29 protein-coding genes and 1 tRNA gene are annotated in these 23,748 nt (G+C 68.7%); 13 read left to right on the forward strand and 17 right to left on the reverse strand.

Translation table 11 applies throughout. The annotated features are described in order from the left end of the window. The first annotated feature begins 65 nt into the window (after positions 1–65). The gene (locus AC1DW4_RS09525; protein ID WP_477017287.1) at positions 66–674 is read left to right on the forward strand and encodes a TetR/AcrR family transcriptional regulator; all 609 of its coding nucleotides are present in this window, start codon (positions 66–68) and stop codon (positions 672–674) included. On the opposite strand, the gene AC1DW4_RS09530 is transcribed toward AC1DW4_RS09525, so the two are convergent. From AC1DW4_RS09530 to AC1DW4_RS09570, 9 genes are all read right to left on the reverse strand, one after another. After that, positions 671–928: a hypothetical protein gene (locus AC1DW4_RS09530; RefSeq protein WP_477017288.1), complete on the reverse strand. Its 258-nt coding sequence runs from the start codon at positions 926–928 to the stop codon at positions 671–673. The genes AC1DW4_RS09525 and AC1DW4_RS09530 overlap by 4 nt on opposite strands. A 155-nt stretch (positions 929–1,083) precedes the next feature. Further along, positions 1,084–1,359 (reverse strand): nucleoid-associated protein GapR, encoded by a 276-nt coding sequence (gapR, locus tag AC1DW4_RS09535; RefSeq protein ID WP_269514654.1) that lies wholly within the window; start codon positions 1,357–1,359, stop codon positions 1,084–1,086. A gap of 158 nt (positions 1,360–1,517) precedes the next feature. Further along, positions 1,518–1,643, reverse strand: coding sequence for a type B 50S ribosomal protein L36 (gene ykgO, locus AC1DW4_RS09540; RefSeq protein ID WP_008263184.1), 126 nt, complete (start codon positions 1,641–1,643; stop codon positions 1,518–1,520). A 157-nt stretch (positions 1,644–1,800) separates the two neighbouring features. Beyond that, the gene (locus AC1DW4_RS09545) at positions 1,801–2,079 is read right to left on the reverse strand and encodes a hypothetical protein (RefSeq protein ID WP_477017025.1); all 279 of its coding nucleotides are present in this window, start codon (positions 2,077–2,079) and stop codon (positions 1,801–1,803) included. Between the two features lie 79 nt (positions 2,080–2,158). Continuing rightward, entirely contained in the window at positions 2,159–2,815 is a 657-nt protein-coding gene (gene scpB / locus AC1DW4_RS09550) for an SMC-Scp complex subunit ScpB (RefSeq protein WP_477017026.1), read from the reverse strand. Further along, the gene (locus tag AC1DW4_RS09555) at positions 2,812–3,642 is read right to left on the reverse strand and encodes a segregation and condensation protein A (RefSeq protein WP_477017027.1); all 831 of its coding nucleotides are present in this window, start codon (positions 3,640–3,642) and stop codon (positions 2,812–2,814) included. The genes scpB and AC1DW4_RS09555 overlap by 4 nt, the downstream gene beginning before the upstream one ends. A gap of 42 nt (positions 3,643–3,684) precedes the next feature. Further along, complete coding sequence (nagZ, locus tag AC1DW4_RS09560; protein WP_477017028.1) at positions 3,685–4,731, reverse strand: beta-N-acetylhexosaminidase; 1,047 nt, start codon at positions 4,729–4,731, stop codon at positions 3,685–3,687. Between the two features lie 4 nt (positions 4,732–4,735). After that, positions 4,736–5,488, reverse strand: a complete 753-nt coding sequence (locus AC1DW4_RS09565) for an SPOR domain-containing protein (protein WP_477017029.1) — start codon at positions 5,486–5,488, stop codon at positions 4,736–4,738. Between the two features lie 78 nt (positions 5,489–5,566). Then, positions 5,567–6,745, reverse strand: a complete 1,179-nt coding sequence (locus AC1DW4_RS09570; protein WP_477017030.1) for a deoxyguanosinetriphosphate triphosphohydrolase — start codon at positions 6,743–6,745, stop codon at positions 5,567–5,569. 62 nt (positions 6,746–6,807) lie between these two features. Here AC1DW4_RS09570 and AC1DW4_RS09575 point away from each other — a divergent pair, with 62 nt between their 5' ends. Beyond that, positions 6,808–7,197 carry a HesB/IscA family protein gene (locus AC1DW4_RS09575; RefSeq protein WP_477017031.1) on the forward strand — a complete coding sequence of 130 codons (390 nt, stop codon included), beginning with the start codon at positions 6,808–6,810 and terminating at the stop codon, positions 7,195–7,197. Between the two features lie 8 nt (positions 7,198–7,205). Here AC1DW4_RS09575 and fliE read toward each other — a convergent pair whose 3' ends face one another. From fliE to AC1DW4_RS09590, 3 genes are read right to left on the reverse strand one after another with little or no spacing between them, the layout of a single operon-like run. Next, positions 7,206–7,505 carry a flagellar hook-basal body complex protein FliE gene (fliE, locus tag AC1DW4_RS09580; protein ID WP_477017032.1) on the reverse strand — a complete coding sequence of 100 codons (300 nt, stop codon included), beginning with the start codon at positions 7,503–7,505 and terminating at the stop codon, positions 7,206–7,208. Between the two features lie 10 nt (positions 7,506–7,515). Next, the gene (gene flgC / locus AC1DW4_RS09585) at positions 7,516–7,950 is read right to left on the reverse strand and encodes a flagellar basal body rod protein FlgC (RefSeq protein ID WP_477017033.1); all 435 of its coding nucleotides are present in this window, start codon (positions 7,948–7,950) and stop codon (positions 7,516–7,518) included. After that, entirely contained in the window at positions 7,947–8,363 is a 417-nt protein-coding gene (locus AC1DW4_RS09590) for a flagellar basal body protein (protein ID WP_477017034.1), read from the reverse strand. The genes flgC and AC1DW4_RS09590 overlap by 4 nt, the downstream gene beginning before the upstream one ends. 179 nt (positions 8,364–8,542) lie before the next feature. Between AC1DW4_RS09590 and AC1DW4_RS09595 the strand changes: the two genes are divergently transcribed. The 3 genes from AC1DW4_RS09595 to AC1DW4_RS09605 all read left to right on the forward strand — a co-directional run bounded on the left by AC1DW4_RS09595 (position 8,543) and on the right by AC1DW4_RS09605 (position 10,192). After that, entirely contained in the window at positions 8,543–8,812 is a 270-nt protein-coding gene (locus AC1DW4_RS09595) for a FliO/MopB family protein (RefSeq protein WP_477017035.1), read from the forward strand. 203 nt (positions 8,813–9,015) lie between these two features. Further along, on the forward strand, positions 9,016–9,798 hold the full coding sequence (gene fliP / locus AC1DW4_RS09600; RefSeq protein WP_477017036.1) for a flagellar type III secretion system pore protein FliP: 783 nt from the start codon (positions 9,016–9,018) through the stop codon (positions 9,796–9,798). A 115-nt stretch (positions 9,799–9,913) separates the two neighbouring features. Next, positions 9,914–10,192, forward strand: coding sequence for an HU family DNA-binding protein (locus tag AC1DW4_RS09605; RefSeq protein WP_298162342.1), 279 nt, complete (start codon positions 9,914–9,916; stop codon positions 10,190–10,192). A gap of 10 nt (positions 10,193–10,202) precedes the next feature. Here AC1DW4_RS09605 and AC1DW4_RS09610 read toward each other — a convergent pair whose 3' ends face one another. Then, positions 10,203–13,118, reverse strand: a complete 2,916-nt coding sequence (locus AC1DW4_RS09610; protein WP_477017037.1) for a tetratricopeptide repeat protein — start codon at positions 13,116–13,118, stop codon at positions 10,203–10,205. 111 nt (positions 13,119–13,229) lie between these two features. On the opposite strand from AC1DW4_RS09610, the gene AC1DW4_RS09615 reads away from it, so the two are divergent. Beyond that, a complete protein-coding gene (locus AC1DW4_RS09615; RefSeq protein ID WP_477017038.1) occupies positions 13,230–13,646 on the forward strand; it encodes a DUF983 domain-containing protein in 417 nt (138 codons plus the stop codon). Positions 13,647–13,651: 5 nt separating this feature from the next. Here AC1DW4_RS09615 and AC1DW4_RS09620 read toward each other — a convergent pair. After that, a tRNA-Arg gene (locus AC1DW4_RS09620) sits at positions 13,652–13,728 on the reverse strand. 245 nt (positions 13,729–13,973) lie between these two features. Between AC1DW4_RS09620 and AC1DW4_RS09625 the strand changes: the two genes are divergently transcribed. From AC1DW4_RS09625 to AC1DW4_RS09655, 7 genes are all read left to right on the forward strand, one after another. Next, positions 13,974–14,411, forward strand: coding sequence for an ABA4-like family protein (locus tag AC1DW4_RS09625; RefSeq protein WP_477017039.1), 438 nt, complete (start codon positions 13,974–13,976; stop codon positions 14,409–14,411). Between the two features lie 39 nt (positions 14,412–14,450). Continuing rightward, the gene (locus tag AC1DW4_RS09630) at positions 14,451–15,185 is read left to right on the forward strand and encodes an SDR family NAD(P)-dependent oxidoreductase (protein ID WP_477017040.1); all 735 of its coding nucleotides are present in this window, start codon (positions 14,451–14,453) and stop codon (positions 15,183–15,185) included. Further along, complete coding sequence (locus tag AC1DW4_RS09635) at positions 15,182–15,781, forward strand: DsbA family protein (protein ID WP_477017041.1); 600 nt, start codon at positions 15,182–15,184, stop codon at positions 15,779–15,781. The genes AC1DW4_RS09630 and AC1DW4_RS09635 overlap by 4 nt, the downstream gene beginning before the upstream one ends. A gap of 77 nt (positions 15,782–15,858) precedes the next feature. Then, complete coding sequence (locus AC1DW4_RS09640) at positions 15,859–18,342, forward strand: helicase-related protein (RefSeq protein ID WP_477017042.1); 2,484 nt, start codon at positions 15,859–15,861, stop codon at positions 18,340–18,342. After that, positions 18,339–18,632 carry an RNA-binding S4 domain-containing protein gene (locus tag AC1DW4_RS09645; RefSeq protein ID WP_477017043.1) on the forward strand — a complete coding sequence of 98 codons (294 nt, stop codon included), beginning with the start codon at positions 18,339–18,341 and terminating at the stop codon, positions 18,630–18,632. Before AC1DW4_RS09640 ends, AC1DW4_RS09645 begins: the two co-directional genes overlap by 4 nt. A gap of 163 nt (positions 18,633–18,795) precedes the next feature. Beyond that, positions 18,796–19,137, forward strand: a complete 342-nt coding sequence (fdxA, locus tag AC1DW4_RS09650) for a ferredoxin FdxA (protein ID WP_477017044.1) — start codon at positions 18,796–18,798, stop codon at positions 19,135–19,137. A gap of 305 nt (positions 19,138–19,442) precedes the next feature. Next, the gene (locus tag AC1DW4_RS09655; protein WP_477017045.1) at positions 19,443–20,000 is read left to right on the forward strand and encodes a CarD family transcriptional regulator; all 558 of its coding nucleotides are present in this window, start codon (positions 19,443–19,445) and stop codon (positions 19,998–20,000) included. A gap of 195 nt (positions 20,001–20,195) precedes the next feature. Here the strand turns inward: AC1DW4_RS09655 and AC1DW4_RS09660 are convergent, their stop codons facing one another. From AC1DW4_RS09660 to cckA, 3 genes are all read right to left on the reverse strand, one after another. After that, positions 20,196–20,843 carry a L,D-transpeptidase gene (locus AC1DW4_RS09660; RefSeq protein ID WP_477017046.1) on the reverse strand — a complete coding sequence of 216 codons (648 nt, stop codon included), beginning with the start codon at positions 20,841–20,843 and terminating at the stop codon, positions 20,196–20,198. 65 nt (positions 20,844–20,908) lie between these two features. After that, positions 20,909–21,514, reverse strand: coding sequence for a hypothetical protein (locus tag AC1DW4_RS09665; protein ID WP_477017047.1), 606 nt, complete (start codon positions 21,512–21,514; stop codon positions 20,909–20,911). Positions 21,515–21,668: 154 nt separating this feature from the next. Further along, positions 21,669–23,747 (reverse strand): cell cycle histidine kinase CckA, encoded by a 2,079-nt coding sequence (cckA, locus tag AC1DW4_RS09670; RefSeq protein WP_477017048.1) that lies wholly within the window; start codon positions 23,745–23,747, stop codon positions 21,669–21,671. Position 23,748 lies beyond the last annotated feature (1 nt).

The raw sequence follows: 23,748 nt of genomic DNA on the forward strand, positions 1-23,748 counted from the left end.
AGTGAATGCTATGGAACGCCTAGCCGCCCTTGCCGACGCCGGTCAAGTGTTTCATATTGATAGTTATGGAAGTCGAGGTTCTGACGCGCCGAAAGGCTGGACGCCCGCTGTCGTTCGACCGGGATCAGGCCCTGCACGCAGCCATGCTGACCTTCTGGCGGCACGGCTATGAATCGACTTCGATCGCCGATCTGACGGCCGCCATGGGCATCACCCCGCCCAGCCTCTACGCCGCGTTCGGCGACAAAAAACGGCTCTTCCGTGAAACGGTGGCGCTCTATCTGTCCGGCGAACCGCCGGAAGCCGCGATCGCTTCGGCACCGTCCGCGCGCGCGGCCGCCGAGCGTCTGCTGACCGCCTCGGCCGAGGGATTCACGGGCGAGACGACGCCGACCGGTTGCCTGCTGGCCACCTCGACGCTCAGCTGTTCGCCTGCCGCCGCTGACCTGCAAGCCGAGATCGCCACGATCCGTCATGGCATCGAAGCGGCCCTGCGCGAGCGGATCCAGACGGACGTCGCGTCGGCCGCCCTTCCTGCCGACACGGACGCCGACGCGCTGGCCGGTCACATGATGGCTATGACCCAGGGGCTGTCGACCCTGGCCCGGGACGGTGCGTCGCGCGAGAAGCTGCTGCGCGTCGTCGCCGAAGCCATGAAGGCGTGGCCGGATTAGCGTTCGGCGTCGGGCTTCCTGCGAGCCCAGCGGCGCTTCGGCTCCTCGCCGTTCGCCTTCATGGTGATCTCCTTCAGCTTTCGGCCCTGCAAAGACGACAAGGCCTGGCCCGGCGCGCCCTTCTCCGGGTCGCCGAAAGCGCGGCCATAGGTCTTGATGCGATCCGACACGCCCTCGATGAACTCGCCCTCCCATTCGGACAGGGCGATGCCCGCCTTGTCGGCGGCGCGCTTGGCGCGTTTGAGCGCGTTCAGGGCCTTGCGACGCGCAGCCTCACGCTCGGCCTCGAACGGGCTTGGCGCGGGTTTGTTCTTGGCTTGAAACCCGGAGCCGGGCCTGAAGCCGGTCGAGCGCTTGAGTGGGCCAGACTGGCCCTTCGGACCGCCCTGGATGGGCGTCCGCTTCAGGATCAGATCTCGCCGAGCGCCGACAGATACAGGTCCAGGATGGCGTCCTCTTCCTGGCGCTTGGCCTTGTCCTGCTTCCTGATGCGGATCACCTTGCGCAAAATCTTGACGTCGTAGCCCTCGCCCTTGGCCTCGGCGAAGACCTCCTTCTGATCGGCCATGATCGCGGCCTTGTCCTCTTCGAGGCGCTCGATGCGCTCGATGATCGTGCGCAGACGGCCCTGGGCGGCCGAGTTCAGAACGTCGGGGGAGGCGTCGAAGGAAGCGTCGTCAGCCAAAACAGTCTCTCCGGAAATGAGCCGGACGCTAACCACGTCGGCGATGGCGGCTCAACGCCGGACACGAAAAAGGTCGCGGACAAAGCCCGCGACCTGTGGATAGACCATCCTGCGCTCAAGAAGCGCACGACCGCGTCGCGCGCGTTAGCGCCCGGGCGTCAGCCCTGCTTCGCCTTGAAGCGCGGGTCGGTCTTGTTGATCACGAAGACGACGCCCTTGCGGCGCACGACCTTGCAGTCGCGGTGACGGGTCTTGAGCGACTTGAGCGAGCTGCGGACCTTCATGGTCGGAAATCCTTGGTGGCGCTAACGCTCGCCGCTCGGCGGCTCGCTGCTTCAGCGCAGGCTAGAGGCAAAACGAAAACAGAAAAGCCGCGAGGAAGCCCCAGCGGCGGAGGCGTGCGTATAGCCACGCCCCCTGCCTACGTCAAGCCGTACAGGCCTATTGCTTGTTCTGTTCGCCACCACCCAGCACGGCGGCCTGGTCCGGTGATACGGCGGCCCCGACATCGGCGGCCGAAGCGCCCCCCATCGCTTCCGGCGTCGGCGTCACGCCGCCGTCCCGGGGCAGTTCCGTCGGACCACCCATGGCCGGAGCGCTGGTCGATTCGATCGGCTGTTGCGGCTCGGCGGCGGTGGTCTTTTCCTCGGCGGCGGGCTGGCAGGCGGCCAGGGCGAAGGCGGTGATGGCGGCGGCGGAAGCGGCGGTCAGGATGCGCATGGTCGTTCCTCGGTTTGATCGGCGTTCGCTCACAAACGGCCAAGCCGGAACAAGGGTTGCGTTCCGGCGGCTGCGGCAGTCAGTCGCCGACGAAATCCTGGGCGAACTCCGGGGCGTCGCCGTCCTCGATGGGATCCTCCTCGTCCGGGCCGGACCGGGACGGATTGGGCACCTCGAACCCGGTCGGCAGCGACAGATCCAGCAGCCCCGCCGCCTTCATCTCGGCCGCGCCGGGCAGGTCATGCAGGCTGGCCAGGCCGAAATGCTCCAGGAAGCGGTCCGCCGTCGCATAGGTGACCGGCCGTCCCGGCGTCCGCCTGCGTCCCCGCAACCGCACGAACCCCATCTCCAGCAGCAGATCGAGGGTGCCGCGAGAGATCGACACGCCGCGCACGCTCTCGATCTCGGCCCGGGTGACGGGTTGGTGGTAGGCGATGATGGCCAGGGTCTCCAGCGCGGCCTTGGACAGGCGGCGCGGCTCCTCGCGCTCCTCGGTCATCAGGAAGGACAGGTCCGCCGCCGTGCGGAACGCCCAGCGGTCGGCGACGCAGGCCAGCTCGACCCCCCGGCCCTCATAGCGGGCTCGCAGCGCGGCGATGGCTCGTCCGACGTCGGCGCCCTCCGGCAGGCGACGCGCGATGTCGGCGGCCGACAGAGGCCCGGCGGCGGCGAACAGCAGGGCCTCCACCCGCCGTTCAATCTCGGCCTCGTCGGGGGCGAAGGTCAGGCCGCTCACGGCGTCAGCTCCAGCGGCTGACCCTGGCCCGGTCCCTCGCCCCGCCGCTTCAGCCAGACCTCGTCGAAGGCCTTTTCCTGGCGCACGTCCATCGCGCCCTCCTTGACCAGTTCAAGGCCGGCCGAAAGCGTGGAGGCGGTCAGCGAGGCTTGCGAAGGCCCCTCCCCGTCCCGCACCGGGGCCACGCGCTCCAGCGGAGTCCATTCGGACAGCCGGGGCAGGATGTCTCTGAGCCAGTCGCGGGCTTCCTCCAGAGGATAGGCCTCCACCCTCTGGCCCGGATTGTAGTGGCGGGCCTGTTCGCGGCGGCGCTGGCCGACATAGGCGGCCATCAGTTCATACAGGCTGGCGTCGATCCGGTCGGACGGCACGATCACCGTGGCCTGGGGGTCGCCGCGCATGAAGACGTCGCGCTTCAGCTGGGGCCGGGCCTGAAGGGCGTCGGACGCCTTTCGCATGGCCTCCAGCTTCTGCAGGCGGAAGGCGAGCGCGGCGGCCATTTCCTCGGCCGGGGGTTCGTCGCCCTTGCCCTTGTCGGTGCGGGGCAGCAGCAGGCGCGACTTCAGATAGGCCAGCCAGGACGCCATCACGAGATAGTCGGCCGCCAGCGAGAAGTTGCGACGCCGCGCCTCGTGCACGAACGCCAGATACTGTTCGGCCAGCCGCGTGATCGACAGTTTCAGCAGATCGACCTTCTGGTTTCGCGCCAGGGCCAGCAGGACATGCAGCGGACCCTCATAGCCGTCCAGATCGACGACGAAGGCATCACGGTCGTCGACCTCGACCGCCGCCGTGAAATCCAGGTTGGGCTGGAAGCCTTCGGACATCCTAGTGGGGCCTGACGCGCGGTCGCGCTGCTTGACGCCGGGTCATGCTTGCGCCTCGCCCACGTCCGGGCCCTTGGCCGCCGTAAGCCGCCCGGCCAGCATGGCGTCGAACCGGCCGCGCGCCTCGAAGACATCAAGCGGCTCGGGCGTATGGACGATGCGGGCCAGGGCGGCGTCGGCGCGGCGCAGGGCCTTGCCCTTCAGCTTGCCCACGCCCTCGGCCACCTGACGCATCTGGGCCATATCGCCGTTCCAGTGGATGACCAGGTCGCATCCGGCCTTCAGCGACCGTTCGGCCCGCTCCGTCAGGGTGCCGGACAGGGCGTTCATGCAGAGGTCGTCGGACAGCAGCAGGCCGCCGAAGCCCAGATGTTCGCGGATCAGCTTGATCGCCTTCTTCGACTGGGTGGCGGGGTGCTTCCGGTCGATGGCGGTGAAGACGATGTGGGCCGTCATGCCGATCGGCATGTCGGACAGGGCCTTGAACGGGGCGAAGTCCCAGGCGTCCAGGGCTTCGAGACCTGCATTGACCGTCGGCAGTTCCTTGTGGCTGTCGGCGAAGGCCCGGCCGTGGCCGGGCATGTGCTTGATGACCGGCAGGACACCGCCGGCCAGCAGCCCCTCGGCCACCGCCCGGCCGAGCTGCGTCACCGCGGCCGGATCCTGGGCATAGGCGCGGTCGCCGATGATGTCGTGGGCACCGGCCGTCGGCACGTCCAGAACGGGCGCGCAGTCGATGTTGATGCCGACGCTTTTCAGGTCATGCGCCATCAGCCGACCGCCGAGGCGGGCCAGCTCGCGCGCCGTCAGCGCGTCGTTGGTGGCCTTCAGATAGGCGTCGCCGGGCGGGTATTTCGGCCAGTGCGGCGGCCCCAGCCGCTGGACGCGTCCACCCTCCTGATCGACCAGCACCGGTGCGTCCCGGCCGACGCTGTGACGCAGCGCGTCGGTGAGGCGCAGTACCTGTTCGGGACTGTCGACGTTGCGCCGGAACAGGATGAAGCCCCAGGGCTGGGCATCCGCGAAGAAGGCGCGTTCGTCCTCGGTCAGGACCAGCCCGGAACAGCCGTAGATGGCGGCGGTGGCCAAGGCCCTATCGCACCAGACAGTCGCCGCCGCCGGCCTTGATCGCCGAACAGAAGCTGCGGGCATCCTCGGCGCTCAGGCCGGTGAAGGTGGTGCGATAGACGGTCGATCCGTTGGACGCCGTCACCTCCTGCACCCGCTTGGTGGCGTTCCGGGCGAACTGGGGGAAGCGGGCGGCCATGGCCGCGTATTCGCGGTCTGCGATGGCGGTCGAGGAGAAGGCCCCGATCTGCACGGCGGCCGATCCGCCCGCGCCGTTGGCGGAGGCAGCAGGTGTGGTCGTGGCTTGGGTCGTAGGGGCGGGCCGCGTCGGCGTCGGTGTCGGCGCGGGCCGGGTCGCAGGTGGCGTGACCGGCGCGGCCTCGATCGGGCGCGGCAGGGGCCGGGGCTGGGGCGTCTCGGGCGGGGGCGTGAAGGCTGGTGCCGTGGTCGTGTCCTCGGCCTGATCGTACAGGCCCACGCCGGCCTCGGGATCGATCGGTTGGGCATCTTCGGTCGGGGCGACCCGGATCTGGGCCACGGGCGTCCCGATCGCCGGCGGAGCGTCGTTCGAGGATCGCAGGCCCGAGCGATAGAACAGCACGACGGCGATGATGAGGACCAGCAGGACGCCCGCGCTGACGATCAGGGTGACGGGCGGGGCCTTGGCGGGCGGACCGCGTCGCGCGTCGAAGCCACCCCGGTTGAACGGCAGATCGTCATCGGTCGGGGGCGTGTAGGCACCGCGTTCGCGGGGACGGTGGTCATCGTCGTGGGACATGGCGTTTCGTCTCCATCGGACCGGGCGCGAATCGATGCGGCGGCCGCCCAGCCTAGCCTGCCCTGGCCTTTCGTAGAATCAGAGATCGAGGCCGATGTCGAGGTTGAACAGCTTGGTGTGCTCCCCGATCGCATAGCGGTCGGTCATGCCGGCGATGTAGTCGCAGACGGCGCGGGCGCGGCGCGCCTCCTTGCCTTCGGCGGCGAAGGCCCATTCGCTGGGAAGGACCTCGGGCTCGGCCATGAACAGCTGGAACATCTCGGCCAGGATGCGCCGGGCCTGACTGCGGGTGCGGTTGACGCGGTAGTGGCGATACATCCGCTCGTACAGGAACCGGCGCAGCACCCCCAGGTCGGCCAGCATGCTGGGCGAGAACTGGACGAGGGCGCGCGGCGCGGTCCGCACATCCTGAACCGATGCGACGCGGTGCTCGGTCAGCAGGCGTGTGGTCTCGGCCAGCACGTCATCGACCATGACGCCGATCATGCGCCGCACGGCCTCCAGCCGGATCATCCGCTCGTCGACGTCGGGCCAGTCTTTGCGGGTGGCCAGGAGCACAGGTCCGATCAGCGGCACGTCGGCCAGGTCCGCCAGGGTGAACAGACCGGCCTGCACCCCGTCGTCCACGTCGTGGTTGTTGTAGGCGATGTCGTCAGCGATGGCGGCGCACTGGGCCTCCAGCGAGGCAAAGCCGTCCAGCGACAGGTCCCAGCCCCGGGCATAGTCGGCGATCGCCTTCCAGGCCGGTTCGTCCAGCCGGTGCGTGACCGGACCATTGTGCTTGATGACGCCTTCCAGCGTTTCCCACGTCAGGTTCAGCCCACGCCAGGCGGGATAGCGGACCTCCAGGTCGGTCACGACGCGAAAGGTCTGGACGTTGTGATCGAACCCGCCCCATGCCTGCATCTGCGCCTGCAGCTCGTCCTCGCCCGCATGGCCGAAGGGCGGGTGGCCCAGGTCGTGGGCCAGGGCGATGGTCTCGGCCAGGTCCTGATCCAGCCCCAGCGCATGGGCCAGGGACCGGGCGATCTGGCTGACCTCCAGGCTGTGGGTCAGGCGGGTGCGATAATGGTCCCCCTCATGCGCCACGAAGACCTGGGTCTTTTCCTTCAGGCGGCGAAAGGCGGTGCAGTGAATGATGCGGTCGCGGTCGCGGGCGAAGGCGCTGCGAGTACGGCTGGGGGGCTCGGGGATCAGCCGCCCGCGCGAGGCCTCGGGCGTCTCGGCATAGGGGCTGCGCAGGCGATTGTGGCTCACGGGGTCAGGCTTCATCCGTCCGGCCTTTGCGAACCGGCTCTCGCGGTCTCATATAGGGCACCATGACCAGCGTCCAATCGCCCTCTGCCGATCCGGCCCCGACCTTCACCCTGGCGACCCGCGCGCCTGAGGGCATCGTGCTGGCCGACAGCGCGGCGAAGCGGCTGGCGAAGCTGGGCGAGGCCGAGGGTCATCCCGTCCTGCTACGCGTCGCGGTCGAGGGCGGCGGGTGTTCGGGCTTCCAGTACCGGCTCGACTTGGTCGAGACGGGCGAGGCCGACGATCTCCGCATCGAGACGGCGGGTCAGGCGGCCCTGATCGATCCGGTCTCGGTGCCGTTTCTGAAGGGGTCGGAGATCGCCTGGGTCGACGAACTGGCCGGCACCCAGTTCGTGATCCGCAATCCGAACGCGGCTACCAGCTGTGGCTGCGGGGTCAGTTTCTCGATATAGGCTTCGCCCTAGATCGGCATCCGCATGATTTCCTGGTAGGCCTGGATCACCTGATCGCGGACGGCGACGACGGTTTCCAGCGAGGCCTCGGCGCTGGAGACGGCGGTGACCATGTCGATCATGGAGCCCTGGCCCTGGACCGCCTGGGTCATCTGGGTCTCGGCCGCGCGGGTCTGGCTGGTCATGTCGCCCATGACGCCCTGCAGCATCTGCGAGAAGTCGGGACCACCCGCGACGGCCGCGCCCGCGCTCGCTCCGCCGGTGCCTTGGGTGGCCGCATAGGCCCGCGCCGCCATCAAGGGATTCATCGCTTACGTCCTATCTTTTCAGGATGTCGAGGGTGCGGCTTTCCATCGTCCGCGCGGTCTCGATGACGTTCAGGTTCGCCTCATAGGCCCGCTGCGCCTCGCGCATGTCCATCGACTCGATCAGGCTGTCGACGTTGGGGCGCAGCACATAGCCGTCGGCGTCGGCGGCGGGGTGCGATGGGTCGTATTCGCGGCGGAAGTCGCTCTGGTCCGGACGGACCTCGGCCAGGGACACGCCGGTCGCGCCGTCGATGTTGCGCGCCTCGAACACCGGAATCTGGCGGCGATAGGGAGTGCCGCCGGCCGTGCGGGCGGTGGATTCGGCGTTGGCGATGTTCTCGGCGATGATCCGCATGCGCGACTGCTGGGCCGTCAGGGCCGAGGCCGCGACCGCCATGGCGGTGTTCCTGGGCGCGCCGTTCCTGCCATTCACGGGGTCGGTCATCTGCCGGGCACTTTCGCGGCGAGGCGAAGCATCGACATCGACTTCTGATACAAGCCGATGGCGGCGTCATAGGCCATGCGGCTCTCGGCCATCTTCAGCATCTGCTCCTCGACGACCACCGAGTTGCCGTCCAGCGTCGTCTCCGAATCCGGCGATGCGCTGGACGTGAAACGCGCGACCGGCGCGCCGTTCGGACCGCCGGGCGGCATGTGGGCGGCATTGGTGCGGGTCATGCCCAGGCCCCCGCCGTCCCTGAGCGCGGCCGCGAAGTCGGTCGGGGCCTTCAGGTCGCGGGCGACGTAGCCGGGCGTGTCGGCGTTGGCGACGTTCTGGGCCACGACGCGCTGGCGCTCGTCCAGCCACGACAGGCGGCCCTTGATCTGGCCCAGCAGCGGTATGTCGGCGACGCCCATCGGGATCGTCCTCGTGAGGTATAGGCAGAAAATGCCGCCTGCGTGGTTAACAGGGGGTTATCTAAACGCGGCGTTAACCCTGATCGTTAAGGCTGCGTCCTGGGTTTGGAGCGTGATCTCGTCCGAAAACCGCTGACACTTTTCGGGATCACGCTCCGGCTATCCGGGGCCGCCACAGCATGAATTTCCTCGATCTCGCGCGCGCCATCTTCGGCCTCGCCTTCACCCTGGGCCTGATCGGCCTGGCCGCCTGGGCGGCGCGTCGCTATGCGCCCCAGATCATGGCGAAGCTCAGCGCCGAACGCGGCGAGCGACGCATGACTGTGGTCGAGACCCTGGTGCTGGACCCCGCGCGGCGGCTGGTCCTGGTCAAGATCGACGACGAGGAGCGGCTGATCCTGCTGGGCGAAGGGCGCGAGCTGATCGAGCCGCGGGGGGACGGGAAGTGAGGGGGGAGGACATCGTCTCCTCCCTGTCGGCCGCTTGGCCGTTGGGGAGGTGGATGCGAGCGCTTGCGAACAGACGGAGGGGTTCTGTGGGCGGCAAGAACCCCTCCGTCTCTACGGTTTCACCTCCGAGCCACCTCCCCATTCGCCGAGAGGCGAACGGGGAGGATACGTGTTCTTGGTTCCAGATCCCCACACGCGCCGAATTGATCAGCGCCCTTAAGCTGTCCCTGCTGACCACCCTGATCTGTCTGGCCTGGCCGATCGCGGCCTTCGCCCAGGACGCGGCGGCGGCGGCGCAGTCCGGGGCGGCGATCAATCTGGACCTCGGCACCGGCGCGGGCCTGACCGAACGGGTGGTGCAGCTGGTCGGGTTGATGACCGTGCTGTCGCTGGCCCCGTCCATCGTCATCATGACCACCAGCTTCGTGCGGATCATCGTGGTGCTGAGCCTGTTGCGGACGGCGCTGGGCATGCAGCAGTCGCCGCCGAACGCGGTTCTGGTGTCGCTGGCCCTGTTCCTGAGCGCCATCGTCATGGCCCCGACCTGGCAGGACGCCTATGATTCGGGCATCCGTCCGCTGATGGATCAGCAGATGGAACTGCCCCAGGCGTTCGATCTGGCCTCGGAACCTGTGAAGACTTTCATGCTGGCCCAGGTGGACCAGGGGGACCTGGCGCTGTTCACCCGGTTGAGCCGCATCGAGGCCCCGACGCAGGCCGCCGACCTGCCCCTGAGAGTCGTCACCCCGGCCTTCATGATCAGTGAGCTGAAGAAGGCGTTCGAGATCGGATTTCTTCTTTTCGTTCCGTTCCTTGTGATCGATCTGGTGGTGGCCAGCGTGCTGATGTCCATGGGCATGATGATGCTGCCGCCGGTGGTGATTTCCCTGCCGTTCAAGCTGATCTTCTTCGTGCTGGTGGACGGGTGGCGGCTGGTCGCGGGAAGCCTGGTCGAGAGCTTCCGACAGGCGTCGGGGGCCGGGTAAATCCCCACCCTGAAAGGCTTTCCGCGCCGATGGCGCTTGCAAAGTCGCGCAAAAGGCGTGTTGATCCCCCCGTCATCGCTCGGGAATCGAGCGAGCTTTTCGGGAAACGACCCTTATGACCACCCAAGCTGAACTCATCGCCGCCGTCGCCAAGGATGCCGGTGTCTCGCAGGCCGACGCCGGCCGCGTGCTGGAAGCCATCGTCAAGAACATCCACTCGTCGCTGACTGGCGGCGGCGACGTTCGCATCTCGAATCTGGGCGTGTTCGACACCGCTGCCCGCGCCGCCCGCGAAGGCCGCAACCCGGCCACAGGCGCGACCATCAAGATCGCCGCCTCCAAGGCCGTGCGCTTCCGCGTGTCCAAGCCGCTGAAGGACGCCGTCAACAAGTAGGACTGAAAGCCTAGCCGCCAGCGGGTCTCGCGGCGGCCTGAGGTGCAGTTGGGGCGGGCGTCGTGGCAGCACGATTCCCGCCCGTTCTGTCTCTGAGCTGCGCCTTCATCTGGGCGACCCAGCCGGCGAAGGTATCGGCCGAGGCGGTCAGCCCGGCGAAGTCCTGGGCGCTCGCCGCGCCTTCCATCCCATCCAGACCGTCCAGCGCGATCCGCAGCGCCGGCCCCGACCGGGCCCCCGCCTCGAACGGCGCATAGTTGCGCGACAGCCGGGCCAGCGACGCCGCATCCCGGGCCAGCGAGTAGCCGACGCCCGCCCGGATCACGCGGCTTTCCTCGTCCGGTGTCAGGGCCGTGGCCGTGTCCTTGAACCGCTCGCCCAGGCGCTGCTCATAGAGGGCAGCGGCCCCGGCCCAGTTTTCCTGTTTCCAGAAGATTTCCGCCCGCACATCCTTGGCGGCCGGCGACTGATCGTCCGCCAGGGTTTCCAGCGCATGGTCGTAGCGCCCCAGGTCCATCAGGGCGCGCGCCTCCAGGGCGCGGCGCTCGGCGTTCAGGGCGGTCGGCAACAGCGTCGTGCGCGAGGACCAGATGGCCTGCAGCGCCTTCTCCGGCTGGCGGTCCATCAGATAGACGGTGGCCAGGTTGGTCGCGACCTGGGCCTTGGCGACGCCTTCCAGACGCTCGTCGACCTGGTGTTTCAGAAGTTCGGCAGCCTGGTCCAGCAGATCGACGTCGATCAGGCGACGCGCCAGCCTGCGCACCATCTCGTCGCCGTCGGCCCCGACGGGCGTCAGGTCGCGGAAGTCGTAGAACAAGGCCAGCGCCTGAACGGGTTGAAGCCCGTCGGCCGCCCCGTCCAGGAACATGGCGCGAAAGGCGTTCTGCAGGTCCGACTGAAGCTCCACCGCCCCCGGCAGATCGCCCAGCCGCTTGCCCGCGCCGCGCAGGGTGTCCAGCGCCTCGCGGTAGCGACCCTGCGACAGATAGAGACCGCCCAGAGTGCGGATCACGGCCAGCTCCGTCGCGTCGCCGCGCCAGCGCCACTTCAGCTGCTCCAGCTGGGCCGCCGCATCGACCGGCGTCAGCGTGCCCTTGGCCAGTTCGATCTTGATCACGCCCAGCTTGGCGGGGGTGGCGATGCCGTCCAGCGGGGCGCGACCGATGGCCTTGTAGACGGCCAGGGCGCGGTCACTCTGACCGTCCAGCTCGAACAGCCGGGCCTGGACCAGACGGGCGGTCAGCTGGTCGGCGGCCGGGGCATTCTGGGAAAAGCTGTATTCCAGCAGGGCGCGCGCGGCGGTCAGGTCGCCGGTCTCCAGCGCCGCCATGGCATGGGCCGCCCCGAACCGCGCGCGCCAGACGGTCGGGAACTGGTCGATGACCGAGGCCCCGCCGGCGAAGGCGGTGCGGGCGGCGGCCCAGTCGCCCTGCTCGGAGGCGATATAGCCCTGCCAGACCTTGGTCGCGGGATCGCCCGCCAGGGTGCCGGCGGAGAAGTCGATGGTCGCCTCTTCCAGACGGCCGATGGAGGCGCGGGCCGCACCGCGCAGGCCGCGCACCTCGGGTTCGCCCTGCATGGCCGGGGTCTGGGCGATCAGGGCGTTGACGACCCCGATGGCCTCAAAGCCCAGGCCGTTGCCGACCAGGAACCGCGTCAGGGCCATCCGCGCCTCGATGGGGCTGCGGGGATTGTCCGTGGAGGCGATGGTCTCCTGGGCCGCGGCATCCTGAAGCTTGCGATAGCGGGCGGCGAAGCCTTCGGACCCCGCATCAGCCCAGTCGGACAGAATCAGCGATGGGAAGGCGGCCTTGCGCGGACCAGCGTCCACATCGGGCGCGGCGGCGTCGAGGGCGTCGGACGGCGGCGACAGCAGAAGACCGCCGGGGCGGGTCAGGGTGACCAGGTCGCCCTCGGCCCTGATCGACAGGTCGTCGGTGGGCGTCTCGACCGCCAGACCCTGTGCCGTCGGCAACAGGGTGACGTCGACACTGGCGCGGCGGTCGCCGAACCCCTTGCCGGGAGCCAGCGCCGTAACGGCCGCGAACCGGTCGCCGACCATGGGATCGGTCAGCCAGATCGCCTTGGTCGCCCCGGCCATACGGGCGACGATGGCGGCGTCGGTGGGGTCGTCGCGGGTGACGTCCACGCCGGTCGCAGCCCCCGGCGTTCCGCCGATGGTGACCGTCCAGGCCGCGCCTTGCCCCGCCGCCGTTACAGCCTGACCCTCTGGCACGCTAATCCGCATAGCCGTGTAGTCGGGGCCGACCGCCCAGCGCGCCTCACGCCCCGTGCCAAGGTCCGTGGCGCGCGCCAGGTCCATGCGCGCGGCGGTATCGAACACGATCCAGACGGCCGCCCCGCGCCGGAAGACCGCAGCCCCGACAGGCGCGGCCCAGTCGAACTTGAGCGCGACCTGCTGGCCCGTCTTCGTCGCCGTGACGGGGACCGCGCCACCGGCAGGTACCGCGTTCGCCTGGGTCGCGGCCGCAGCGGTCGAGCCGGCGGGGTACAGGTTCAGCCAGACCGCTCCGTCGGCCGAGCCGGAGCGTGCATCCGCGCCCTCGGCCAGGGTCAGGACAAGCTCGGTCGCGTCGAGGGCGGACCGCGTTTCGACCTTCTCGACGCCAGGCGGCGGATCAACCTTGAGGCGGCTGACATCCGGGGCGGCGGTGGCGCCGATCCGAACGACCACGCTCTGGCCGTCGCGGCGCACCCGGGCACGGGAACCGACGATGCCGGCGAACTCCAGGCGGGTGAAGCCCGGGTTGGCGCCGATGCGAATGGTGACGGGGTCGAGCGCCGCGCTGACCTCCTGGGCGATCGCGGGAACCGCCCCGGCGATCGGGGCGAACGCGATCGTCCCGGCCGCGCCCAGCGCCACCGTGGTTCTTGCTATCGCGGTCCTGGAGCGGGCAGCGGCCATACGCGCGCACACTCGCGCGGGCGCTCTTTAGACGCGGTTAACGGGGTGTGACCGATCCACCCTTGATGCGTTGCGGGATAAGGCCGATTTGAAGGACGTCAGGAGCCCAAGATGTCACCGCCCGCCGCCCCCGAATATCCCAGGCTGTCCACGCTTTCGACCGGGCTGCGCTGCCGCTGTCCGCGCTGTGGCAAGGGTCCGCTGCTGCAGGGGTATCTGACCATCCGCCCGGCCTGCCCCGTCTGTGGGCTGGATTACAGCTTCGCCGAGCCCGCCGACGGCCCGGCCTTCTTCGCCATGTCGGCGATCGGGGTGATCGGGATGATGGCCTTCATGGCGTTCGAGTTCACCGTCCACCCACCGATCTGGGTCCATTTCGCCTTCACCTTCCCCCTGATCGCCGCGGCGTGCCTGCTGGTCCTGCGACCGTTCAAGGGCTGGCTGGTGTCCGAGCAATACGTCCACAAGGCCGCGCCGCCCGAATGGGAAAGCATCGGCGGCCACGGCGAGGGATCGAAGTGGAAATGATGGCGTGGCGGCCCCGGAGGGACTCCAACCCCCGACCTCGGCTTTAGGAAAGCCTTGCTCTATGCAGCTGAGCTACGGAGCCGTTGGCCGCGTCCTAGCGGGTCGCGCCGCAGCGGGAAAGATGGCGCTGCGATTTCGCCCCGTTCGTCCGGTCTTCACCCTCGACACCGCTCGCTTCTCGCTTGTGGTTAATCGGCCTTAAGATACAATATCTTGGGGTGAACAAATCCTGAATCAGGCGATGTCACTGATTCGGTCCTGATTCGTTTCGTCCCTGTTCCGCTGAGTCCCATCCGCCTGTTAAGCTCCGGGCCGAAGGAGCCGCCGATGACTCTCGATACGCTGTTCAACATCGCCAACACGATCGCCCTGATCGGCTGGATCGTGCTGGCGCTGGCTCCGCTCAGGCGAGCCCTGGTGATCTCGGCGGCCCGCTGCATCGCGGTTGCGCTGGCCGTGACCTATGCGGCGCTGCTGGTTCAGGCGGTCGCGAGCGGCGGGCTGGGCGGCGACCTGACCACGCTGTCGGGCCTGGCCGAGGGCTTCAGCCAGCCTCGCGCCGTTCTGGTCGGCTGGGTCCACTATCTGGCCTTCGATCTGTGGGTCGGATCCTGGGCGATCGAGGACGCCGGTCGCCGCGGCGTGCCGCACTGGGCCATGCTGCCGGTGCTGTTCCTGACGCTGATGGCGGGGCCGGTGGGGTTGCTGGTCTATTTGGCCGCGCGGGCGGTGTTCGGTCGTCGCACAGGCGCGTTGACGACTTAGTTTCGATATGAAACGGTCTCTGCCTCACGGAGGCCGACCATGCCACTGAAGCCAGCCTGCCTGATCGTCGGTGCCGGGGATGGCGTGGGGGCCGCCATCGCGCGGGCCTTTGCGCGTGAGGGCCTGGCGGTCTGCATCACGCGAAGGCCGCGCAACCTGGATCAGCTGGAGGCCGTCGCCGCGTCCATCCGCGCAGAGGGCGGCGAGGCCCATGCGTTCGGCGTCGACGCCCGGATCGAGGCCGAGATGATCGCCCTGATCGACCGGATCGAGGCCGAGATCGGCCCGCTGCAGGTGGTGGTGTTCAACATCGGGGCGAACGTGCGGTTTCCCGTCATCGACACGACGGCCCAGGTCTATTCCAAGGTCTGGGAGATGGCGGCCCTGTCCGGCTTCTTCACGGGACGCGAGGCGGCGCGCGTCATGGCCCCGCGTGGAAAGGGCACGATCCTGTTCACCGGGGCGACCGCCTCGACACGCGGCGGCGCGGGCTTCTCGGCTTTCGCAGGGGCCAAGGCGGCGCTACGTCAGCTGGCCCAGAGCCTGGCGCGCGAGATGGGGCCACAGGGCATCCACGTCGCGCATGTCGTCGTGGACGGGATGATCGACGGCGTCTTCGCCCGCTCCATCGCGCCGGATATCCAGGCCCTGCTGGACGAGGACGCGATCCTGAAGCCCGACGAGATCGCGAAGAATTACGTCTGGCTGCACAACCAGCAACGCAGCGCCTGGACGTTCGAGCTGGACCTGCGGCCGTGGAAGGAAACCTGGTGACCAAGACCATCGACTTCATCTTCGATTTCGCCAGTCCGAACGGCTATTTCGCGCATCATGCGCTGAAGCGGGTCGCCGAACGGACCGGGGCCTCGATCAACCTGATCCCCTGCCTGCTGGGCGGACTGTTCAAGGCGACCGGCAACCAAGCCCCGATGGTCGCGTTCGGCGGCGTCCGGGGCAAGATGGACTACGAGATGCTGGAAATCCGGCGCTTCATCGCAAGGCACGGACTGACCCGGTTTCGCATGAACCCGCACTTTCCGATCAACAGCCTGACCGCCATGCGCGGCCTTTGTGCCGTCGCGCCGGGTCCGGATTTCGACGCCTATGTCACGGCGGTGTCGGCGGGCTTCTGGGAGAAGCGGCTGGCGATGGGCGATCCAGCGGTTCTGGCATCGGTCCTGACCGATGCCGGTCTCGATGCGGAGGCGATCCTGGCCGCCGCCCAGACCGATGCGGTCAAGGCGACGCTGGCCGACAACACGGCGGCCGCCGTCGAGCGCGGGGCCTTCGGCGTGCCCACCTTCTACGTCGGCGACGAGATGTTCTTCGGCAAGGAACGGCTGGGGCAGGTCGAGGAGATGCTGGGCTGATCCTCCCCAGCAAGCGAAGCGCAGCGGGGGAGGAATGACTTGAGGAACCCCAGGCGAATCGCCACCTTATTGAGATCATGAGCGATCGCCCGACCGGCCTCGCCCCGTCCCGTGTCGTCGCGGTTCTGGGGCCGACCAATACCGGCAAGACCCATCTGGCGGTCGAGCGGATGCTGGGCCATGCGTCGGGCATGATCGGCCTGCCGCTGCGGCTGCTGGCGCGCGAGATCTACGAGCGGATCGTCAGGCTGCGGGGAGCGAATGCCGTCGCCCTGATCACGGGCGAGGAAAAGATCATCCCGCCCCGCCCCCACTTCTGGGTCTGCACGGTCGAGGCCATGCCGCTGGAACGCGAGGTCGAGTTCCTGGCCATCGACGAAATCCAACTGGCCGCCGACCCGGAACGCGGCCACGTCTTCACCAGTCGCCTGCTACACGCGCGCGGTCGGTTCGAGACCATGTTCCTGGGGGCCGCGACCATGGCCCCGCTGATGAAGCGGCTGATCCCCGATGTGGAGATCGTGACGCGCGAACGGCTGTCGAACCTGACCTATGCCGGGTCCAAGAAGCTGACCCGCCTGCCCCGGCGCAGCGCCATCGTCGCCTTCTCGACCGAGCAAGTCTACGCCATCGCCGAGCTGATCCGGCGTCAGCGCGGCGGGGCAGCGGTGGTGATGGGCTCGCTCAGTCCCCGCACCCGCAACGCCCAGGTGGCGCTGTTCCAGTCAGGCGAGGTGGACTTCCTGGTCGCCACCGACGCCATCGGCATGGGTCTGAACATGGACGTGGACCACGTCGCCTTCGCCGGGATGCGCAAGTTCGACGGCCGGCGGACCCGCTGGCTGCATGCGCACGAGATCGCCCAGATCGCGGGCCGCGCGGGCCGCCATGTCCGCGACGGCACATTCGGCGTCACGGGTGAGGCCGAGGAGCTGGACGAGGACCTGGTCGACCAGGTGGTCGATCATCGCTTCGATCCCATCCAGGCGATCGAGTGGCGCAATGCACGGCTGGATTTCGACACCCTGCCCGACCTGCTGCGGTCCCTGGTCCAGACGCCGGGCGTGCCGGGGTTGAAGCTGACCGGACAGGCGCTGGACGAGACCCTGTTGCGGCGGGCGATGCAGGACGACGAGGTCAAGCGGATCGGGCGGTCGCGCGGAACCATCATGCGGCTGTGGGAAGCCTGCCAGCTGCCCGACTTCCAGAAGACGACGCTGGAAGAGCATCTGCGGCTGTCGCGCGACGTGTTTCACGCCCTGACCGGCAAGCGGGGCCGGCTGACCGACGACTGGTTCATGCCGCGCTTCGCCGAGGTGGACCGCGACGACGGCCAGATCGACCAGCTGTCGGCGCGGCTGGCGGGGGTGCGCACCCTGTCCTACATCGCCAACCGGCCGGACTGGCTGGACGGCAAAAAGGGCTGGCGCGAGCGGACGCGGGCGCTGGAGGACCGGCTGTCGGACGTGCTGCACGAGCGGCTGACGGCGCGGTTCGTGGACCGCAAGACCACCGCCCTGATGCGGTCCCTCCACGACCGCGAAGGCACCATGGCCGAGGTGGCGGAGGATGGCATCGTGACCGTCGACGGCGAGGCGGTCGGCCATCTGGAAGGGGTGCGGTTCGCCCTGGCGACCGGGGGCTCAGCGCTGGCCGACAAGACGCTGAAGACCGCCGCCCTGCGGGCCGTCGGGCCGGAGATAGCGCGGCGGCTGGGCAGGCTGGCGAGCGACGGCGAAGACGCCTTCTCGGTCACGCCCGAGGGCGACGTGCTGTGGGCGGGCGCGCTGGCGGCTAAGATCATCAACGCTGAACCGTTCAGCCCGCGTGTCCGCCTGATCGGCGATCTGGGTCCGCAGGCGACCCGGGACCGGGCACAGCGAAGGATCGAAGCCTGGCTGGCGTCAGAGGCGGGTCGGGCGCTGCGCGATCTGCGTCGGCTGAAGACCGCGATCGAGAGCGGGGCGCTGAAGGGCCTGCCGCGCGGCATCGCTTTTCGTCTGGTCGAGGCCGGCGGCATCATCGACCGGCGCGACGTCGAACGCGATCTGGCGGCCCTGAGCCAGGTCGAACGCCGCACGATCAAGACCTTCGCCATCCGGGTCGGCGCCCATTCGGTCTGGCTGCCGGGCACGCAGAAGCCCCGCGCCCGCGCCCTGGCCCAGGCCTTCGCCGCGACCGAGCCGTTCCGGGCCAAGGCCGGGCGGCTGACCCTGTTGCCCATCCCCGCCCCGTCGATGCGGGCGTTGTCGGCGTTCGGGGTCCGGGCGGCCGGTCGCTGGGCCGTGCCGGTCGAGGATCTGGAACGGGCCGAGACGCTGCGGCGTGACACCAGGGGCACTCTGTCCGACGAGGCACTGCGGGCTTTGGGCTGGACCGTTGGTGACGCCAAGGCGATCTGGGCGGCCTTGAAGGTCGTCCGCGCCCATATGCCGGATCGGGAGGGCAAGGTCGCGACGATCGTGAAGGATTCGCCGTTCGCCAAGCTGGCTGAACTGACAGCCAGAGCCGCACCCGCGCGTCGCAAGCGCACCCGCCGCAGGAAGGCCGGCGCGACGTGAGCGGAGAGAGCGTTCGCGTCGACATCTGGCTGTGGCGCGCCCGGTTCGCCAAGACCCGGTCGCTGGCCGCCGCCCTGGTGGAGGGCGGTGCGGTGCGGTTGACGCACCAGGGTCGTCAGACCCGGTTGGACAAGCCCAGCCGCGTCGTTCACCTGGGCGACGAGATCGTGTTCGCCCGCGACGGCCGGATCACCTCCGTGCGCGTCGAGGGGATCGGCGACCGACGCGGTCCGCCCGCCGAGGCGCGCGCCCTGTATCTGCCGCTCGACGAACCCCGGATCGGACAATGATGCAGGGGCGGGATCGGGTGACAGCCGAGCTATCGGGATCGAGCAGCATTATGCGCCGATGCGGCACCGCGCGATCGGTTGACAGCCGCGCCCGGCCCCGTCATGTCCGAACGGCTCCACCGGAGCGTCCGGCCCACCCTTCAGATCACCGATTTCGCCGCCCATGACCTACATCGTCACCGACGCCTGCGTGAAATGTAAGTTCATGGACTGCGTCGAGGTCTGTCCCGTGGACTGCTTCTACGAAGGCGAGAACTTCCTGGCCATCGCGCCGGACGAGTGCATCGACTGCGGCGTGTGCGAGCCGGAATGCCCGGTCGATGCCATCAAGCCGGACACCGAGGACGAGCCCGACGGCAAGTGGCTGCAGATCAATGCGCAGTATGCGCGCGTCTGGCCCAACATCACGGTCAAGGGCACCCCGCCGGCCGACCGCGAGCAGTTCGAGCGCGAGACCGGCAAGTTCGAGAAATACTTCAGCACCGAGCCCGGCAAGGGCTCCTGACGGTCGTCGCCGCATTGCGGTCATAATGTGCGGTGCCCGGAGCATCTCGCGCGTGACGTTTTGAAATTGCCTCGTTTTGTGATATGTTCCTTCACATTGGGTCGGGCGGAATGCGTATTTCACGCACCGCCCGCGTTTGCGACAGAACTCCGTCCATGGCGACGGGGTCGGCCAGAGGTTCGGTGATCCGTTTCCACGACTGACGAGTGAAGCTTTTTCCACCGGTGACCTCGTCGCCGGGCGGTGGAGCCGTTCGTCGTCGCGTTCTCGGTTCGCCCGACCCTTGCGTCCGGGAAAGGAATGACATGACCACCAAGAGCGTTCTGGAATTCAAGGTCGGCGACGCCGTCGTCTATCCGGCCCACGGGGTCGGCAAGGTCGCGGCCGTCGAGGTCCAGGAAGTCGCCGGCATGTCGCTGGAGGTCTATGTCGTGACCTTCGACCACGAGAAGATGACCCTGCGCGTTCCCACCAAGAAGGCCAAGACCGCGGGCCTGCGCTCGCTGGCGTCGGAAGACGTGGTGACCAAGGCCCTGACCACGCTGAAGGGCCGCGCCCGCATCAAGCGCACGATGTGGAGCCGCCGCGCCCAGGAGTATGAGGCAAAGATCAACTCGGGCGACCTGGTCTGCATTGCCGAGGTCGTGCGCGATCTGCACCGGGCGGACAGCCAGCCGGAGCAATCCTATTCCGAGCGTCAGCTGTATGAATCGGCGCTGGACCGGATGGCCCGCGAGGTCGCCGCCGCCAACCGCATCGACAAGGACGCCGCCGTCCAGCTGCTGTCCAAGTCGCTGAGCGCCAAGAAGGCCAACCAGCCCGCCGCCGAAGTCGCCGACGAGGACGAGGCCGAAGCGGCCTGATCGTTCAGGTCATCGCAGATGGATGAGGCCCGGTGGAAACACCGGGCCTTTTTCTTTGGGCGGGCGGAGGACCGACAAGCGGCGAATAGGCCCTTGGGCCTGGCACCGTGCCTGGGGTGAAAGCCGCCCCATCACGACACTCAAGGCGTGCCACTACAGCCGGGCGTCCCGGTGGCACCATCGTCCGACAGCCCGTCAGACCCCGGGGAAGACCTCCGCGATCGGGGTCGCTTCGGGCAGGATGTAGACGATCCCGGCTGTGCCTTTGAAGGTCGGTGCGATGATCCCTTCAAAGAAGGCGGCCGGAACGTTGATGCACCCGTACGAGATCCGGTTGTCATCGGAGGTCGGCGAGGTCAGGCGCTGCAGGCGACGATCGGCCGGCCGGCCCGTTACGACGGGATGCAGCGAGAGCGCGCCGGCATAGTCGATCCAGAGCACGCTTTTCCCGCTCAGGTTCTCGCCGGTCGAGGCGACGAACCGCCCCGACGGCGTGATGCGGTCTTCTGGCCCGATTGCGGACAGGGGGCGATCGCCGATTCCGGGCGGTGCGATGTCGCCTCGCGCCAGACCCAACAGGACCGGTGTGGCCCCCAGCAAAAGCCCGTCTCGGTTAAAGGCGAAGACCTGGGCGTTGACCTTGTCGACAAGAACGAAGGGCAAGCCCTGATTGTCGCCGGTCTGGAGAACCCACGACTTCAACTGTTGAACAGCGGGCGAGGCACCCTGTTCGACGGCGTCCGCCGGGTTCAGTGCAGGATGCGGTCGTGCGGCCGCCGTGGAGGAAGCGGCGAAGACGACCGTCAGAGCCAGTGCAGCAGTGCCTGCCCCTCGCCGAAGCATCAGGCTCCAGGTGGGAGGACCGCCCGTCTGTGCCGTCGTCCGCACGAGGGCCTCGGACGCCACAATCAGTTCCGGTCCTGCTTAGGCGGATAGAACGGGACGACGGGTGCCGGGGGTGCCGGAGGTGGCGGCGGAGGGGGTGGCGACACCCGTGACGACAGCACAGCGGATTCGCCCACCGGCGGCGGAGTCGTCTCGCGGGCCAGCGTGCGCACGTCGCCGTCGACAGGCGTGCAGACCGTGCCGTCGGCGCAGTCCGAGAAATGGACCTCCGGCGGCTCGACCAAAATCTGCGACGGGTTCACATGGACTTCCGGACGTTGGACGTAGATCTGGGCCGGCGCGATGCGGATCGGCGGAGCGTCCACATAGACCGGTGGGCCCGAAATATAGACGACGGGGCCTGCGACTTCGATCGGACGACCGTAAACCCGCGCGCCAGGCGAGGTCACATAGATCGGCGGGCCGGCCGGGACAGTGACGGGAGGTCCCCAGCCGCCCGGAGGCGTGTAGCCACCCCCACCGGTCCAGGGGCCGTAAAAAACGGCCTCGCGCGTGCAGGCGCATGGGACGTCACTGTAGTGAGGCGCTTCGGAGCAGCCATGGCCGTCCGCTGGCGCAACGGCACCGGAGATCAGCATGGCGGCCACCATCGAAGTGATCGGATCCATTCCGCGACTCCCGCTCAAGTCTCTGCGAGGATTCGCTTTTCCCCCAACAGGCGAAACCTGGAGGGAGGCCGACGACCCGCCTGACCACGGCTATATTAACCATTCCCGACTGTCTACCGCCCGGGCGTAAGCGGCACCCCGTTCCAGGCCGAACCTAGCCCCCCTGCAACTCTCGCTTGACCCGCTCGGCCAGGGTCTTGATGTCCAGCGGCTTGGGCAGGAAGGACACGCCCACCTCGTCCTGCAGCAGGTCGGAGAAATCGCTTTCGGCGTAGCCCGAGATGAACATGACCGGCGCGTCGCCCAGGAACGGCCGGGCCTTCTTGAGCAGGCTGGGTCCGTCCAGGCCCGGCATGATGACGTCACTGATCAGCATGTCGATCTGACCCGCCCATTCCTCGGCGAGGATCAGGGCCTCCTCGCCGTCGGCGGCCTCGATGACCTCATAGCCGCGCTGGCGCAGCAGCTTGGCGGCGATGCCGCGCACGGCGGCCTCGTCCTCCACGAACAGGATGCGGCCGTTGCCGGACAGGTCGCGCGGGGCGGCCTTGGCCTTGACCTCGACCGGGGCGACCTCGGTCAGTTCCTGTTCGGTCGCGGCGGGCAGGAAGATGCGGAAGGCGGCTCCCCTGACTTGCGAGTTGGCCCCCTCCAGATTGGTCACGCCGATATGGCCGCCCGCCTGCTGGACGATGCCATAGACGGTGGCCAGACCCATGCCGGTGCCCTCGTTGACCGCCTTGGTCGTGAAGAAGGGCTCGAAGATCTTGTCCAGCAGCTCGGGCGGGACGCCGGGGCCGGTGTCGGACACCTCGATCAGGGCGCTGTCGCCGTCCGGCGCGTCACGCCAGCCCAGCGTCCGGGCCTGATCCTGGGTCAGGCGCAGGGTGCGGATGGTGACGACGCCGGCACCGGGCTCGACCACGCCGCGCATGGCGTCGCGGGCGTTGACGGCCAGGTTCATCACCGCGGTCTCCAGCTGGGACTTGTCAGCCAGGACGACGGGCAGGTCGCGGCCGTAATCGGTCTCCAGCCGCACGTCCTCGCGCAGCAGGCGGCGCAGCAGGACCGCGAACTCCCCGACCAATTCGCCGACGTCCAGCCGCTCGCGCCGGACGGTGGACTTGCGCGAGAAGGCCAGCAGCTTGCGCACCAGATCGGCGGCGCGGATGCCGGTCTGGCGGATCTGGTTCAGGCCGTCATAGGAGGGATCGCCGACCGGGTGGCGCTCCAGCAACTCGGACAGCTGCAGCTGAATGGCCGTCAGCAGGTTGTTGAAATCGTGAGCGACGCCGCCGGCCAGCTGGCCCACGGCCTGCATCTTCTGGGCCTGGCTGAGCTGCAGCTCCATCGACTTCTGGGTCGAGACGTCGAACAGCCAGACGCGGCGCTTGTCGCCCTCGGGCGCGACATACAGGTGCAGCATCCGGTCGGGATGGGCGCGGGCCACCAGTTCGATGGGGCCGGTCGAGCCCGCCGCCATCCGCTCGCGCGCCTCGACCACGCCGGTCGGGTCGAACAGATGGCCGAAAGCGGCGTCGCGGGCCGCGGCGGGTCCGGTCAGGACGGCGAGCGCGGGGTTGGCATCCTCGGCCCGACCGGCGAACAGGTCGTCACCGCCAATGACCGCCGAGCCGAACGGGGCGCCCGCCGCCATGGCCCGACCTTCACCCGGTTGGGCGACATAGGCGTTGGAAGCGATCGGCGGCGGCGAGGCGCTCAGCGTCGCCTCGGGGGCCTCGCGAACCAGAAAACGCCCCTGCCCGGCCTGGCCGATCAGGACCTCGATCTCTCGCTCGCCGATGGTGACGATGGCGCGGCCCTGATGGCCGGAGCGCGCCTGGGCGAAGGCCATATACAGCGCCTGTGCGGACTGGGCCCTGGGCAGGGCCACAGTCGCGCCGTTCTGCGACACCCAGGCCCCGTTGAAGGCCAGGATCTGGCCCGCAGCGGTGACAAGGGCCGCCGGTTCGGCCATGGCGTCCAGCATCTCGACCGCCACATCGCCGTCGGGCCGCGCGGGTTTGCGGGTCTCGATCCTGCCGAAGGCGAACAGGCCCAGCAGGGCGACGCCCGTCACGGCGACCATCAGCATCATGTGTGGCGTGGCGACCGGGGCGGCGCGGAACATCGGCCACGCCAGGGCGGCGACGGCGACCGCGAAGCCCACGATCATCAGGATCAGGGTGATGTCGACCGGCGGGCTGGAGCGGGTCGGGCCGGTTGTCGTCATG

The sequence above is a fragment of the Brevundimonas sp. P2_A6 genome (genome assembly GCF_056404975.1).

Coding starts and splice junctions, on each gene's coding strand:
- AC1DW4_RS09595 (WP_477017035.1), top strand. CDS start 8,543: ATGAATTTCCTCGATCTCGCGCGCGCCATCTTCGGCCTCGCCTTCACC.
- AC1DW4_RS09625 (WP_477017039.1), top strand. CDS start 13,974: ATGACTCTCGATACGCTGTTCAACATCGCCAACACGATCGCCCTGATC.
- AC1DW4_RS09575 (WP_477017031.1), top strand. CDS start 6,808: ATGACCAGCGTCCAATCGCCCTCTGCCGATCCGGCCCCGACCTTCACC.
- AC1DW4_RS09640 (WP_477017042.1), top strand. CDS start 15,859: ATGAGCGATCGCCCGACCGGCCTCGCCCCGTCCCGTGTCGTCGCGGTT.
- fdxA (WP_477017044.1), top strand. CDS start 18,796: ATGACCTACATCGTCACCGACGCCTGCGTGAAATGTAAGTTCATGGAC.
- AC1DW4_RS09610 (WP_477017037.1), bottom strand. CDS start 13,118: ATGGCCGCTGCCCGCTCCAGGACCGCGATAGCAAGAACCACGGTGGCG.
- AC1DW4_RS09525 (WP_477017287.1), top strand. CDS start 66: ATGGAAGTCGAGGTTCTGACGCGCCGAAAGGCTGGACGCCCGCTGTCG.
- AC1DW4_RS09545 (WP_477017025.1), bottom strand. CDS start 2,079: ATGCGCATCCTGACCGCCGCTTCCGCCGCCGCCATCACCGCCTTCGCC.
- AC1DW4_RS09665 (WP_477017047.1), bottom strand. CDS start 21,514: ATGGATCCGATCACTTCGATGGTGGCCGCCATGCTGATCTCCGGTGCC.
- AC1DW4_RS09615 (WP_477017038.1), top strand. CDS start 13,230: ATGTCACCGCCCGCCGCCCCCGAATATCCCAGGCTGTCCACGCTTTCG.
- ykgO (WP_008263184.1), bottom strand. CDS start 1,643: ATGAAGGTCCGCAGCTCGCTCAAGTCGCTCAAGACCCGTCACCGCGAC.
- AC1DW4_RS09630 (WP_477017040.1), top strand. CDS start 14,451: ATGCCACTGAAGCCAGCCTGCCTGATCGTCGGTGCCGGGGATGGCGTG.
- flgC (WP_477017033.1), bottom strand. CDS start 7,950: ATGACCGACCCCGTGAATGGCAGGAACGGCGCGCCCAGGAACACCGCC.
- AC1DW4_RS09565 (WP_477017029.1), bottom strand. CDS start 5,488: ATGTCCCACGACGATGACCACCGTCCCCGCGAACGCGGTGCCTACACG.
- AC1DW4_RS09655 (WP_477017045.1), top strand. CDS start 19,443: ATGACCACCAAGAGCGTTCTGGAATTCAAGGTCGGCGACGCCGTCGTC.
- AC1DW4_RS09590 (WP_477017034.1), bottom strand. CDS start 8,363: ATGGGCGTCGCCGACATACCGCTGCTGGGCCAGATCAAGGGCCGCCTG.
- AC1DW4_RS09660 (WP_477017046.1), bottom strand. CDS start 20,843: ATGCTTCGGCGAGGGGCAGGCACTGCTGCACTGGCTCTGACGGTCGTC.
- fliE (WP_477017032.1), bottom strand. CDS start 7,505: ATGAATCCCTTGATGGCGGCGCGGGCCTATGCGGCCACCCAAGGCACC.
- AC1DW4_RS09605 (WP_298162342.1), top strand. CDS start 9,914: ATGACCACCCAAGCTGAACTCATCGCCGCCGTCGCCAAGGATGCCGGT.
- cckA (WP_477017048.1), bottom strand. CDS start 23,747: ATGACGACAACCGGCCCGACCCGCTCCAGCCCGCCGGTCGACATCACC.
- AC1DW4_RS09555 (WP_477017027.1), bottom strand. CDS start 3,642: ATGTCCGAAGGCTTCCAGCCCAACCTGGATTTCACGGCGGCGGTCGAG.